Origin of the sequence: Burkholderia ubonensis subsp. mesacidophila (assembly GCF_002097715.1) — a bacterium.
Classification (GTDB): Bacteria; Pseudomonadota; Gammaproteobacteria; order Burkholderiales; family Burkholderiaceae; genus Burkholderia; species Burkholderia mesacidophila.
Genome location: NZ_CP020738.1, coordinates 2,354,398 through 2,367,611, shown reverse-complemented (window position 1 = coordinate 2,367,611; position 13,214 = coordinate 2,354,398). Strand labels below are relative to the sequence as shown.

The window sequence follows — 13,214 nt, the reverse complement described above, 5'->3', positions numbered from 1 at the left end:
CGGGAATGCCGCCGGGAATTATTACGATTTGTTTTCAGGCGGCATTCTATGTAATTTTTCATTGAATGAGAAGCGTTCTTGTTTGAGTTGTTGCGGAAGTGTTGACAAGTGTTGCGGGCAGGGGTTACGGGGCGGCTGTCCGGATGGCTAGCTGGGAAGCGGCGCGCGGCGGCGGTAGATTCTTCTTGGTGTGGCTTTCTCCCGGTGACAGCAAAGTGCTAGGATGACTGCATTGAAATCAATGTCTGAGAATGCATCATGCCAGTGATAACCGTTCGGAACTTGCCTGACGAAGTCCATCGCGCGCTTCGGATTCGCGCGGCGGAGCATGGACGCAGCACCGAAGCGGAGGTGCGTGACATCCTCGAGAAAGCGGTCCAGCCGGAAGGGCGTCTCAAATTGGGAACGTTGCTGGCGGAAATCGGGCGGGAAATCGGGGGTGTCGATCTCGACATTCCGCGCGACAAAACCCCAACCGAGCCGATGAACTTCGAATGATTCTTGTCGATACCAACGTCATATCCGAGCCGCTTCGGCCTGCGCCGAATGCGTCAGTGCTGGAGTGGCTCGACGCCCAGAATGTCGAAACCTTGTTTCTGGCGGCGATCAGTCTGGCCGAGATGAGATTCGGCGTCGCCGCGATGCCTGAAGGCAAGCGGCGAGACTGGCTGCATCGAAGCATTGAACAAAGAGTGGTGCCGGTATTCCGCGGCCGGATTTTGCCGTTCGACACGGCTGCGAGCGAGGCCTATGCCAGGCTTCGCGCACGCGCGCGGGCGGCCGGCAGCGCGATCGCGCCTGCCGATGGCTATATCGCCGCGACCGCCGAAGCGAACGGATTGATCGTGGCGACGCGCGACATCGCGCCATTCGAGGCGGCTGGCCTGAGGGCGATCGATCCGTGGGCGGTCTAGTGGGGTTTAGTGCGTCGGTGGTGCGGATGGGGCGGGGGCCGGCGCATGGCACCACAAGTGCGGAGTTACCTCACGCCCGGAAAGGAGTCGGTCCACTTCACTTCAATGTCCTCGAAGCTATCGACATACTGGATCGTGAAATCGTAGTCCGAGTCGACAAACTTCCATCTGCCGCATTCGGATGGATGGATATCAACGCGCTGGACGAAGAGATCGGGAAAGTACTTGTTGATCCGCACTTTCAGATCGGGGTGAAACTTCACGACCTTGACCCTGCCTTGCAGGTGAATGCCCTTGTACGTGCAGCTTTTGTCGAGCTTGCCCGCGCTGGCCAGGCACGGAGCCAGCAGCAGCGCGAGCGTCATCGCGGCTTTGAGTTTCATGTGGACGGAATCGGAAAGGGTGGAGCGGCATGCGCCGAAAGCGATACGTAAGATGCGCCGGGCATTTTGCCTGATGAATCGAATGGCTGCCGGCGATTGGGTCAATCGCGTGCGTCGTCGTGCCGCTCGCTCTGCTCAATCGATCCCGTGAAACACCGCATCCTCCGGCCCGAGGTACGCGGGCGGACGCCACGTCGCGTCGCGCATCGAGTGCTGGACGAGGTTCTCCACGCCGAGCAGCACCGCGAAGATCGCCATCCGCACCGGAATCCCGTTGTCCGTCTGCCGGAAGATCGCAAGTCGCGGGTCGCGGTTCAGGTCGACCGACAGGTCGTTCGCGCCGGGCCGGCTGTCGCGTGGCAGCGGGTGCATGATCAGCGTGTCGGGCCCGCAGACGGCGTCGACGAGCGCCTGGTTGATCTGGAAATCGGGCGTGTAGCCCTCGAACGATTCGTCGGTGAAGCGCTCCTTCTGGATGCGCGTCGCATAGACGACGTCCGCGCCCTTCAGCCCTGCCGCGAGATCGTGCGTCTGCTCGATCACGTGACCGTTCTTCGAAATCTGGTCGACGATGTACGCGGGCATTTCGAGCGTCGGCGGCGACACGAGCGTGAACTTGAGCCCGCGATACAGCGCGAGCAGCTTGACGAGCGAATGCACGGTGCGGCCGTACTTGAGGTCGCCGACGAGCGCGACGTGCGCGCCGTCGACGATCTTGCCGAGCCGCGAGAATTCGCGCTGGATCGTGTACAGGTCGAGCAGCGCCTGGCTCGGGTGCTCGCCGGGGCCGTCGCCGCCGTTGATCACCGGCAGGTTGGTCGCGCGCGCGAATTCGGCGACCGAGCCTTTCTCCGGATGGCGGATCACCAGCGCGTCGACGTAGCCGGACATCACGCGGCTCGTGTCGTAGATCGATTCGCCTTTCGCCATCGACGAGAACGTGAAGCCGGTCGTGTCGCACACCGAGCCGCCGAGCCGGCAGAACGCCGCGCCGAACGAGACGCGGGTGCGCGTGCTGGCCTCGAAGAACAGGTTGCCGAGCACCGCGCCCTCGAGCACGCGCGAGATCTTGCGGCGGCGCGCGATCGGCTGCATCACGTCGGCGACGCGGAACAGCGCCTCGACCGAATCCCGCGAGAACTGGTCGACCGACAGCAACTGCGGCTTGCCCTCGAACAGGAACTGCTTCGCGAGCCCGTGATGATCTACGCTTTGCGTATGGTTGCCGTTTTCCGGCGCGGGGCGGCCGACGATCTCCGACACGAAGCGCTCGACGATCTCCGGCATCCCGCGCGACTCCTGCGAATCGTCTGGCAACAGCCATGTATCAAGCGCGCGGCGGCTGACGCCGATGCGGTTCGCGAACGTTTCGCGGGTCATGTTGAGGCGGCGCATCGCGTCGCGGAGGAAGGCTTGCTGGGGAACGGTCATCGGCGGCACCTCACGGGAAAATATACGCGGTGCGTATATTAGTTCGGCGATGGCTGAAGTCAAGGAAAACTTGCGCGACGGCACGCGTCGCGCGGGGCGAGGCCCACTGGCGTGCGCCGGCGGGCCTCGTATAATCAGGTCAGGCCCCGCGTCCCGCGCGCCGCAGGACGCCGCGCCGCAGACGATTCACGCTTCGCCCGCTCGGGCTTTTCGACTCGAAGGAGATTGAGCATGACGCGTACGATTGCTGCAATGCTGCTGGTGGTGACCGCCGCGCTCGCCGGTTGCAACACGGTTGCCGGTGTGGGTCAGGATATTTCGAAGGGTGGGCAGGCGATCAGCGACACCGCGGAAAAGGCGAAGTAAGCCGCGAACCGCGTCGGGAAATGACGAGCGCCGTGCCGCTCCCGCGATGGCGGGGCGGCACGGCGCCGTTTGTTTGCGTCGGGGCGGGCGCAGGCGGCCTCAGGCGTGCTCCACGAACGCGTAGCGGTTGTCCACCTTGCGCGGCCAGAACCACACGTAATCGGGAAACAGCCGGTTGCGGACGAAATAGACATAGGCCACGAGCGCGATCGAGATCGCAAGGCCGGCCAGCGAAGGGGTGAGGTCGGCGGCAAGGCGCCCGATCAGCTTTGGCATCTGCACGATCAGCAGCGCGATGTACGCGTGATAGGCGCCGACCCGGTGCGTCGCGAACCCCCAGATGAACAGCAGCGAGATCGGCACCGTGATCGCGAGGAAAAGCCCGATCACCGCCCAGTCGCTCGCGGTCACCGGGCCGACCGTCGCGGCGTCGATTGCAAGCGTGACGGCAACCCACAGGCTGAACAGCAGTTGCAGGATGCCGAGCCCGACCAGGATGCGGACATGCAGCTTGTTGCGCCGGCAGCGTTCCGGGTCCGGGCGGGACGCGATCAGGCTCGCCAGCACGCGATCCTTGAGGCCTTGTCCGGAGAGGGCGGCAAACGCGTCGCCCTTCGTCGAGCCCGCCGACAGCATGGCCGCGAGTTTGGTCCTGGCTTCTTTCCTGTTCATGGCTTTCCGTGTTGTTTTCGATGCGCTCAGAGACGCGAATATTGCATCTTGCGCGATGGCGCGCAACGGTTTTGCGCCGGGCGGACACATTCCTTAAGTGCATGCGTGAGCATGTCATGCTCGCCTGGCGAGCGGCATACGGATGAACAGGGATGCCGGTTTTTCATGCGACGGGGCGTGTGACGCGAGTCACGCGGACGAGCGGATCGAGCGCCGCGTGTGCGACGTCGTCGTGCGGCGCCGCAGCGCGCCGACCAGCACGCCTGCGACGACCAGCGCGATGCCGGCAAGCCGCGCGGCGTTCAGCGTCTCTCCGAACAGCGTCACGGCGAACAGCACCGCAGAGACCGGCGCGAAGGCGGTGAACAGCGCCGCTTCGGTTCCGCTCGTGCGTGCCGAACCCGCATACCAGCACAGGTAGCCGAGCACGGTCGGCACCAGCGCGTAGTAGACGACTGCCGCGATCGCGCCCGAGGTCCAGCCGGTCGTGGCCGCGTGCCATTCGAATGCCGCCGGTACGAGCGCGAGCGCGAAGCCGAGCCCGGACATCGTCGTCGACAGCGCCAGCGGCGCGAGCGGAACCGCGAGCCGCCGGTTGAGCAGGATGAACACGGCTTCGCATGCGACGGCTGCCAGCACGAGCGCGTCGCCGGCCAGCGCCCGCATCGACGGCGCTGCGTGGCCGGGCGTGAACGTGACGAGCAGCACGCCGCACGTTGCCAGCGCGGCGGCGGCCCAGTCGCGCGGCGTCTGCCGCTCGCGGAGCAGCACGGCGGCGATCAGCGTCGACATCGCGGGCAGCGTGCCGAGCATCACGCCTGCGTCGAGCGGCGACGACAACCGCGTGCCGCAGATCAGCAGCACCGTGTAGCCGACGCCGCCCGCCGCCGCCTGCACGACGAGCAGCCCCGCGTCGCGTCGCGACAGGCGCGGCCAGCGCAATCGTTGCGCGCGCATCAACGCGAACAGCAACGGTGTCGCGATCAGGAAGCGCAGCGCGGTCGCGGTGAACGGCGGCAAGCCGCCGGCGGCGAGGCGGCTCGCGATGACGGTGCTGCCGACGCCCGTCATCGCGGCGGCGAGATAGAGATAACCGATCAGTCGTGTCTTCATGCGCCGCATCGTCGCGTGACGGGGCGGCGCGCGTCTTGAACGAAATTGCAGCGTAATGGTGCGCATGACGGCGCGCGCCGCATCGGCTATCGCGTCGCCTGCGCGAACTGTCCGGGCGTGATCCCGAACTGGCGCGCAAACGCGCGCGTCAGGTGGCTCTGGTCGGCGAATCCCGCTTCGGCCGCGGCGTTGGCGATCGGGTGGCCGCGCGCGAGCAACGCACGGGCAAGGCGCGCACGCGCCTGGATCAGGTACGCATGCGGCGTAATGCCGAGCTCGCGCGCAAAGCCGCGCAGCAACTGGAAGCGGCTGATGCCGCTCAAGCCCGCCAGTTCCGCGAGCGAGACCGGCGCGGCGGGGGCCGCATCGAGCCGTTCCCGCGCGGCGCGGATCGCGGGCGTGGCGCCGGGCGCGGGCAGCGCGCGGTTCGCATGCCGCGCGAGCAGCCCCGCGACGAGCATCACGAGCGCTTCGTCGCGGGCGAGCGGCGTGCCGTCCTCGTCGCCGACGATGCGCGCGTAGAGCCGGCTCACGGCGGCGGCCAGCCGCGCGTCGCGCACCGAAGGATGCGCGAGCTCGACTTCGCCGAGCCCTTCTTCGGCCGCGACGCGCGCGACGAGCGCGGGCGCGAGGTACAGCATTCGCCAGCTTCGGCCTGCGTCGCTGCCGAGCGGCGCGCCGTCGTGCACTTCGCCCGGGTTGACCATGATCGCGTCGCCGGCCTGCGCGTCGACCTGCCCGCGGCCGCTCCACGACCGGTGCGCGCCGCTGACGATCAAGCCGACGCCGAATTCGTCATGCGCGTGTCGCGGGAACGCGCGGTCGGAATCGAGGCTGATCGCCTCGACGCCTTCACAGGTGCGGCGGTAATGCGTGACGCGATGCATGTGTGCTCCTCGCGCGCCGGGCCGGCGCGGATCAGACGCACTTTAGCGCGTTCGGCCGGCGCGCGCAGTTCATCCATTTGGCCGATACCGCGCGCCGCGCACTGCAAGCACCATGTCGAAAGAGCAGCGTACACGGCCCGCCGGGCCTGAAGCTGCGCGGGAGACGGCAGTGGAACGACAGGATCCGGTATTCATCCAGGTGGGCGCGCTCGCGGACGGCTTCGCGCCGGACGCGAACCTCGTTGCGCCCGCCGATGCGCTCGCGGGACAGACCCTCGCGCTCGACGACGCATCCGGCGCATCGCGCGTCTATACGTTCGGGCCGCGCATGCTGCAGTGGCGTGATGCGGCAACCGGTGAAGAGGGCTGCGAGCCGTGCCGCGTGACGCAACTGCGCGGCGGGCTGGTCTTCGTCGACTATGTCGATTCGACCGCGCGCGCGACGTCGGTGAGCCTCGTGATCGACACGGAGCGCGGCGTGTGGACGTCGGTGACCGGGACGCTGCCGACCGAGGCGGACACGCGCATCGACGCCTTCACGCGCGTCGCGCACGGGCTGCCGCTGACCGGTGTCGGCGTCGCATTCCGGCACGGCACCATCGGCGGCCATGCGCAGCCGGGGCCGCTGCACGCGCCGACCCGCGAGCTGATCGGCAAGCGGACGATGTATCGCTACAGTCCGACCGAATGCTACGAGCACATCTACCTGAACGAGCACTTCTATGCGTGGCAATGCCTGGAAGGCGTCGAGCGCGGGCTGGCCGACGTGGACCGCTGCCACTGTTTCAAGCTCGCGGACGCGCTGTACCTGTTCGTGTGGCGCGAGAAGGTGGTGCCGACGCTCGGCGTCGTGCTGATCGATCTCGCACAGCGCAAGACGGACGGCAAGATCTTCGGCTATCGGGGCGGCGATTTCGGGTCGCTGTCGAATTTCCCGGTCGGCGCGCATGCGCGCGTGCTGAACGAAACCGTGCATCCGCGCGACGGCGAGGCCGGGCAATGAGCGCCGCGCTCGGCAGCGGCCGGCTGAACGCGGATTTCGCCGGACGGGTCGTGCTGGTCACGGGCGCCGCGCAGGGCATCGGCGCGGCGATCGCGCGGCGCTTCGCGCAGGCCGGCGCGGCCGTGGCGCTCGCTGACCTGAAGCAGGAAGCCGCCGCCGCGCAGGCGGCGGCGATCGCCGACGCGGGCGGAACGGCGCGCGCGTATCGCGTCGATGCGGCGAGCCGCGACGAACTGAACGCGCTCGTCGCGGCGGTCGAGCGGGACGGCGGGCGGCTCGACGTCGTCGTCCATAACGCCGCGTACTTTCCGCTGACGCCGTTCGCACGGATCGACGAAGCGCTGCTCGAGCGGACGCTGTCCGTCAACCTGTCCGCGCTGTTCTGGCTCGCGCAGGCGGCGCTGCCGGCGTTCGTCCGCGCGGGGGCGGGGCGGCTGCTCGTCACGTCGTCGGTCACGGGGCCGCGCGTCGCGTATCCGGGGCTCGCGCATTACGCGGCATCGAAGGCGGGCGTGAACGGCTTCATTCGGGCGGCGGCGCTGGAACTCGCGCGCAGCAACGTGACGGTCAATGGCGTCGAGCCGGGGATGATCCGGACGCCGGCGGCGGACAATCTCGGCGGTGCGTCGGTCGCCGCGCAGATCGCGCGCGACATTCCGCTCGCGAGGATGGGCGAGCCGGAGGATGTCGCGAATGCAATGCTGTTTCTCGCGTCCGCGGATGCGTCGTATGTGACCGGACAGACGATCGTCGTCGACGGCGGCGCGACGTTGCCGGAGAGCGGGGCGGTCCTCGCGTGACGGCCGAGGACGAGGCGCGGCTACAGCCAGCCGTTGCGCACGAACTCCATCACCGGATAGCGGCGCTTTTCGAGCGCGTGGCGGCCCACCGCTTCGACGATGCGCGACACGCCGTCCGCGTAGGGCGACGCACCGTAGACGCGCGATTCGAGCTGCAGGCTGCAGGCGCCGTCTTCGATGCGGACCCGATGATACGCGTGGCGGCCGAGTTCGTCGTCGGGGATGTGCAGCTCGCGGCGCTGCACGTCGGGGTCCCGCACCGACTGGATGTCCTGCGGCTGCAAGCCGAGCGATCGGCCGATGCCGACCGCGGTGCCGGGCACGGACGTCTTCGTTGCCTGATGCGATTCGACGAGGCTGATATCGCAGTTGCGAAACAGATGGCCGCTCGTTTCCAGCATGCTCATGAACTTGAGCATCAGGATATTCGTGTTCGGACAGAGCACGACCGGGAAATCGTGAGACCCGGTTTCGAGATCGGAGCCCGTGGAAAGCTCGACGAGCGGCGAACCGGTCGCGTTGCAGAACGCGATCACGGCGGGGAGTTCCCGGCCGGACCCCGCGTGTACGACGATCGACGCGACGTCCGCTCGCGCGCTGTCCGACCACGATACGACCTGATAAGGGGTGTCCAGGTTGTGCGAGCGGAGCAGCTCGGTTGCCAGCTTGCCTGAACCAACGACGACGACTTGCATGTGATTGACTGGATGAGATTCGATGAAACGATTCGGGCGTTTCGCGCACCGTTGCGTTGACGGATGAAACGGTTCGATGCGCCAGCGCCCCGATTTGCCGGACGCATTATGCCCGGACATCGGCGCGCGCGCCGGCCGGCGGCGCGCATGCATGCCAGAATGGCCGAGGGCGGCGCGTACACCGCACATCGCATGCGCACCGCAATCGACCAACCAGGAGGTGGAATCGATGGAAACCGGCATCAACGGATCGGTGGTGGCGATCACCGGCGGCTTCGGTCATCTCGGCCTCGCGACGGCGGCGTGGCTGGGCGCGCGAGGTGCGCGCATCGCGCTGATCGGCCGGGGCGCGGCGCCGGCCGCGGAAACGCTGCCCGCCGGGCTTGACGGCGCGTACCGCGTCGGCGGCGTGGACCTGGTCGACGAGCAGGCCGCCGTGCAGGCGCTCGATGCCGTGCAGCGCGAGTTCGGCCGGCTCGATGCGCTGCTCAACATCGCGGGCGCGTTCGCATGGGAAACGGTGGCCGACGGCGACGTCGCCACCTGGGACCGGATGTATGCGCTCAACGTGAAGACGGCGCTGAACGCGTCGAAGGCGGCGCTGCCGCATCTGCTGCAACGTCCGTCGGGCCGGATCGTCAACATCGGCGCGGGCGCGGCGCTCAAGGCGGGGCCCGGCATGGGCGCGTATGCGGCCGCGAAGTCGGGCGTCGCGCGGCTGACCGAAGCGCTCGCGGCGGAGCTGCGCGACACGGGCGTGACGGTCAACGCGATCGCGCCGAGCATCATCGACACGCCGCAGAACCGCAAGGACATGCCCGATGCGGATTTCACGCGCTGGGTCCAGCCGCACCAGATCGCGGCGACGATCGGGTTCCTGCTGTCCGCGGATGCGCAGGCGATCCGCGGCGCGTGGATTCCGGTGACCGGCCGGGTCGAGTAGGCTGGCGCCGCGCCGCGCGACCGGCGCAACGCCGGGGCGGACATCCGCGGCCGGCGTTTTTCGATGGGCCTGCCGGTGCCGTGCGTAAAATATCGGACCGCATAGTGCGAGCAGACCCAAAAACAATGACTCAACCCAATATCCTGGTGGTCGAAGACGAAATGGCCATCGCGGACACGATCGTCTACGCGCTCGGCACGGACGGCATGCAGACCGTGCACTGCACGCTCGGGCATGCCGCGCTCGAACGCCTGCGCGAAGCGCGCTTCGATCTCGTCGTGCTCGACGTCGGCCTGCCCGACATCAGCGGCTTCGAAGTCTGCCGGACGCTGCGCACGTTCACGGACGTGCCGGTGATCTTCCTCACCGCCAGGCACGACGAGATCGACCGGATCGTCGGACTGGAAATCGGCGCGGACGACTACGTGGTCAAGCCGTTTTCCCCGCGCGAGCTGGCTGCGCGGGTGCGGGTGATCCTGCGCCGGCTCAGCCGGCCGGCCGTGCCGCCGCCCGCGCAGGGGCCGAGCGCGCCGGACGTGGCGCCGGGCTTCGCGCTGGACGTGGACGGCGCGCGGCTTGCGTGGCTCGGCCAGACGCTGAACCTGACGCGCTACGAATTCGGCCTGCTGGCGCTGCTGGTCCGGCACCCCGGGCGCATCTATTCGCGCGACCAGCTGATGGACCTCGTGTGGCGCGACGCGATCGACACGACCGACCGCACGGTCGACACCCACATCAAGACGCTGCGCGCGAAGCTGCGTGCGATCGATCCGGCGCGCGACCCGATCCGCACCCATCGCGGGATGGGCTATTCGCTGCAACCGTAACGCGGGCCACTCCACATGCATATCGGACTGCGGATCTTTTTCGGCTTCTTCCTGATCGTCGGCCTCGCGGCGCTGATCACGCTGCGGGTGTTCGTCCAGGAAGTCAAACCGGGCGTGCGCGAAGCGATGGAGGACACGCTGGTCGACACGGCCCAGGTGCTCGCCACGCTCGCCGCCGACGACATGGCGAGCGGCCACATCGGCGACGGCGCCTTTGCCCGGCAGCTCGAAAAGCTGCATGCGAGCCCGGTGCGCGCGGATGTCTGGGGCATGCGCAAGGACACGATCAGCTACCGCATCTACGTCACCGACGCGCACGGGATCGTGCGTTACGACTCGGCGGGCGAGGCGCTCGGCCAGGACTATTCGCGCTGGAACGACGTCTACCGGACGCTGCGCGGCGAGTACGGCGCGCGCAGCACGCGCGTGGACCCGAACGACGAAGGCAGCACCGTGATGCACGTCGCCGCGCCGATCCGCAAGGGCAACGCGATCATCGGCGTGCTGACCATCGCGAAGCCGAACCAGGCCGTCGCGCCGTTCATCGCGCGCAGCCAGCGCAAGATCATGCTGTACGGGGCGCTGCTGATGGGCGGCGCGATCCTGATCGGCGTCGCGTGCACGTGGTGGCTGGTGCTCGGCCTGCGCCGGCTGCAGCGCTATGCGCGCACGATCGCGTCGGGCGAGCGCGCGGTCATGCCGCTGCAGGGCGCCAACGAGCTCGCGGAACTCGGGCGCGCGGTGGAGAGCATGCACCAGCGCCTCGAGGACCGGCAGTACGTCGAGAACTACATCCACACGCTCACGCACGAGATGAAGAGCCCGCTCGCGGCCATCAGCGGCGCGGCCGAGCTGCTGCAGGAAGAGATGCCCGTCGCGCACCGCCGGCGCTTCACGGACAACATCCGTCACCAGGCCGGCCGTCTCGAGCACATGATCCGCAAGCTGCTGGCGCTGGCCGAGGTCGAGCAGAAGCAGCGCCTGTCGGTGCACGAAACGGTCGCGTTGACGCCGCTGCTCGAACAGCTGCTGGAGGATGCCGAGCCGCGCGCGCGGCAGCGCGGGGTGACGCTGCAACTGGAGCGGCCGGCGGCGCGCGGGGACGCCGCGGTCGTGGCAGGCGATGCATTCCTGCTGCGCCAGGCGCTCGGCAACCTGCTGGAGAACGCGCTGGATTTCGCGCCGCGCGGCAGCGTCGTCAAGGTCGCGGTGGAGCGGCAGGCGGCGGGCAGGACGCACGTCACCGCGATCCGCGTGACGGACGACGGCCCGGGCATTCCCGACTACGCGATGGCTCGGGTGTTCGAGCGGTTCTATTCGCTGCCGCGGCCGGACGGCCGCGATCGCAGCACGGGCCTTGGCCTGTGCTTCGTGCGCGAGGTCGCGATGCTGCACCACGGCGGCATCGCGCTCGCCAATCGCGAGGAGGGCGGTGCCTGCGCGACGCTGACGCTGCCGTCGGCGGGCTGAGCCCCGGAGCCCGCTTCACGTTCGCCACACATTCGCTTCACCCCCGCTTCGGCGGCGCTTCACCCGGCACGATCATGCTTACCGGACTGTTCCACTCCGGTATCCGCTCACATGAATCGAGTCCTGTTGTTCAAGTCCCTGATCACTGCATCCCTCGTGCTGCTCATCCTGATTCCGCTGCAACTGGTGAGCAGCATCGTGCGGGAGCGCGCGTCGTACCGCGAAGACGCGTTGAAAAGCATCTGGTCCAGCTTTGCGGGGCCGCAGACGGTGACCGGGCCGATCCTGGTCGTGCCGTACAAGGAAATCACCCGCGTGCGGACCGACGCGGCGCCCGGCCAGCCGGCGAGCGAGCGCCTGCAGACCGAAGAGAAACGCCTGCTGGTGTTCCCGAAGACCCTGAACGTCAAGGGCGGTCTTGCGACCAGCGTCCGCTATCGCGGCATTCACAAGGCGCTGGTGTACGACCTGCAGAGCCGCTGGGAGGGCACGCTCGCGTTGCCGGACCTGAAGCAGCTGGGGCAGTCGGCCGGCCACGTGAGCTTCGCGATCGGCAATCCGTACCTCGCGGTCGGCATCAGCGACATTCGCGGCCTGATGGCGCAGCCGGTGCTGGTGCTCGGCGGCAAGCGCCTGTCGATGGCGCAGGGTGCGCAGCTCGCGAGCCTGCGTCAGGGCGTGCATGCGGACGTCGACCTCGGGGCGTTCCCCGCCGCGTCCACCGTCGCATCCGCCGAAAACGTCGTACCGTTCAGCATCGAGCTGCCGCTGTCGGGGGCCCAATCCGTCGCGTTCGCGCCGATCGCCGACCAGAACGATTTCTCGCTGAAATCCGCGTGGCCGCATCCGAGTTTCGATGGCGCGCTCCTGCCGCGCACCCGCACCGTCGATGCCGGCGGCTTCACGAGCGCGTGGAGCCTGACGTCCTTCAACACGAAGGTGCGCGAGCAGATCGCGGCGGGCAGCGGGGACGAGGTGCTCGAAGCCGCATCGGTCTCGCTGATCGAGCCGGTCAACGTCTATCTCGAAGCCGAGCGCGCGACGAAGTACGGGGCGCTGTTCGTGATGCTCACCTTCGCGAGCTTCTTCATGTTCGAGCTCGTGAAGCGGCTGCGCATTCACCCGATCCAGTACCTGCTGGTGGGCCTGTCGCTCGCGCTGTTCTTCCTGCTGCTGCTGAGCCTGTCCGAGCACATCGCGTTCTGCTACGCGTATCTCGCGGCGAGCGGCGCGTGCATCGGCCTGCTCGGTTTCTACCTGTCGTTCGTGCTGGACAGCGCGAAGCGCGGGGCCGCGTTTGCGGGGCTGCTGGCGACGCTGTACGCGGCGCTCTATGGGCTGCTGCTGTCGGAAGACAATGCGCTGATGCTCGGTTCGCTGCTGCTGTTCGCGATCCTCGCCGGCATCATGACGCTCACCCGGCGTATCGACTGGTATTCGGTCGGCGCGGCGTGGCAGCCGCTGGCCGACAAGCCGGATACGGGGGCGGCGAAGCCGGACGCGCCGGCGCGGTGATCGCGCGCAATTGACGGAGGTGGCCGGCCGGGATGCTCCCGGCCGGCGTGCCTCAGCGACGACACTCGGAGAAATGGGCGCGCGGGATTTCGGCGCTCGCCGCGATCTCGATCGTCAGGCTGTCGACAGCGCCGCCCGGTTCGCCGACAATCGCGCCGTTATGGATGAATGCGCGACGACGCAGCGTCGTGGCGA

At 68.0% G+C, this 13,214-nt stretch carries 15 protein-coding genes; 9 read left to right on the top strand and 6 right to left on the bottom strand.

What is annotated here, in order from left to right; all coding sequences use genetic code 11:
• Positions 1-258 precede the first annotated feature (258 nt).
• Positions 259-498: a FitA-like ribbon-helix-helix domain-containing protein gene (locus tag B7P44_RS28070; protein ID WP_084909144.1), complete on the top strand. Its 240-nt coding sequence runs from the start codon at positions 259-261 to the stop codon at positions 496-498.
• Positions 495-914, top strand: a complete 420-nt coding sequence (locus B7P44_RS28065) for a type II toxin-antitoxin system VapC family toxin (protein ID WP_084909143.1) — start codon at positions 495-497, stop codon at positions 912-914. Before B7P44_RS28070 ends, B7P44_RS28065 begins: the two co-directional genes overlap by 4 nt.
• 65 nt (positions 915-979) lie before the next feature.
• On the opposite strand, the gene B7P44_RS28060 is transcribed toward B7P44_RS28065, so the two are convergent.
• Together B7P44_RS28060 and B7P44_RS28055 are read right to left on the bottom strand one after the other, a co-directional pair.
• A complete protein-coding gene (locus tag B7P44_RS28060; protein ID WP_084909142.1) occupies positions 980-1,297 on the bottom strand; it encodes a 7(1) septoil knot domain-containing protein in 318 nt (105 codons plus the stop codon).
• A gap of 135 nt (positions 1,298-1,432) precedes the next feature.
• Positions 1,433-2,728, bottom strand: coding sequence for an aspartate carbamoyltransferase (locus B7P44_RS28055; protein WP_084909141.1), 1,296 nt, complete (start codon positions 2,726-2,728; stop codon positions 1,433-1,435).
• A 231-nt stretch (positions 2,729-2,959) separates the two neighbouring features.
• On the opposite strand from B7P44_RS28055, the gene B7P44_RS28050 reads away from it, so the two are divergent.
• The gene (locus B7P44_RS28050) at positions 2,960-3,094 is read left to right on the top strand and encodes an entericidin A/B family lipoprotein (protein WP_021158165.1); all 135 of its coding nucleotides are present in this window, start codon (positions 2,960-2,962) and stop codon (positions 3,092-3,094) included.
• A gap of 99 nt (positions 3,095-3,193) precedes the next feature.
• On the opposite strand, the gene B7P44_RS28045 is transcribed toward B7P44_RS28050, so the two are convergent.
• The 3 genes from B7P44_RS28045 to B7P44_RS28035 form a co-directional block, all read right to left on the bottom strand.
• Positions 3,194-3,766, bottom strand: coding sequence for a permease (locus B7P44_RS28045; protein WP_084909140.1), 573 nt, complete (start codon positions 3,764-3,766; stop codon positions 3,194-3,196).
• 189 nt (positions 3,767-3,955) lie between these two features.
• On the bottom strand, positions 3,956-4,879 hold the full coding sequence (locus B7P44_RS28040; protein ID WP_084910066.1) for a DMT family transporter: 924 nt from the start codon (positions 4,877-4,879) through the stop codon (positions 3,956-3,958).
• An 86-nt stretch (positions 4,880-4,965) separates the two neighbouring features.
• Positions 4,966-5,766, bottom strand: a complete 801-nt coding sequence (locus B7P44_RS28035) for an AraC family transcriptional regulator (protein WP_084909139.1) — start codon at positions 5,764-5,766, stop codon at positions 4,966-4,968.
• 169 nt (positions 5,767-5,935) lie between these two features.
• Here B7P44_RS28035 and B7P44_RS28030 point away from each other — a divergent pair, with 169 nt between their 5' ends.
• Entirely contained in the window at positions 5,936-6,769 is an 834-nt protein-coding gene (locus B7P44_RS28030) for a MoaF C-terminal domain-containing protein (protein ID WP_084909138.1), read from the top strand.
• Positions 6,766-7,569, top strand: a complete 804-nt coding sequence (locus B7P44_RS28025; protein WP_084909137.1) for an SDR family oxidoreductase — start codon at positions 6,766-6,768, stop codon at positions 7,567-7,569. The genes B7P44_RS28030 and B7P44_RS28025 overlap by 4 nt, the downstream gene beginning before the upstream one ends.
• Positions 7,570-7,589: 20 nt before the next feature.
• Here the strand turns inward: B7P44_RS28025 and B7P44_RS28020 are convergent, their stop codons facing one another.
• The gene (locus tag B7P44_RS28020) at positions 7,590-8,264 is read right to left on the bottom strand and encodes a dihydrodipicolinate reductase C-terminal domain-containing protein (protein WP_084910065.1); all 675 of its coding nucleotides are present in this window, start codon (positions 8,262-8,264) and stop codon (positions 7,590-7,592) included.
• A gap of 229 nt (positions 8,265-8,493) precedes the next feature.
• Here B7P44_RS28020 and B7P44_RS28015 point away from each other — a divergent pair, with 229 nt between their 5' ends.
• The 4 genes from B7P44_RS28015 (at position 8,494) to creD (ending at position 13,019) form a co-directional block, all read left to right on the top strand.
• Positions 8,494-9,207, top strand: a complete 714-nt coding sequence (locus B7P44_RS28015; RefSeq protein ID WP_084909136.1) for an SDR family NAD(P)-dependent oxidoreductase — start codon at positions 8,494-8,496, stop codon at positions 9,205-9,207.
• 125 nt (positions 9,208-9,332) lie between these two features.
• Positions 9,333-10,034, top strand: coding sequence for a two-component system response regulator CreB (gene creB / locus B7P44_RS28010; RefSeq protein WP_084909135.1), 702 nt, complete (start codon positions 9,333-9,335; stop codon positions 10,032-10,034).
• Positions 10,035-10,049: 15 nt separating this feature from the next.
• Entirely contained in the window at positions 10,050-11,504 is a 1,455-nt protein-coding gene (gene creC / locus B7P44_RS28005) for a two-component system sensor histidine kinase CreC (protein ID WP_084909134.1), read from the top strand.
• A 111-nt stretch (positions 11,505-11,615) separates the two neighbouring features.
• Positions 11,616-13,019: a cell envelope integrity protein CreD gene (creD, locus tag B7P44_RS28000; RefSeq protein WP_084909133.1), complete on the top strand. Its 1,404-nt coding sequence runs from the start codon at positions 11,616-11,618 to the stop codon at positions 13,017-13,019.
• The last annotated feature ends 195 nt before the right edge of the window (positions 13,020-13,214 follow it).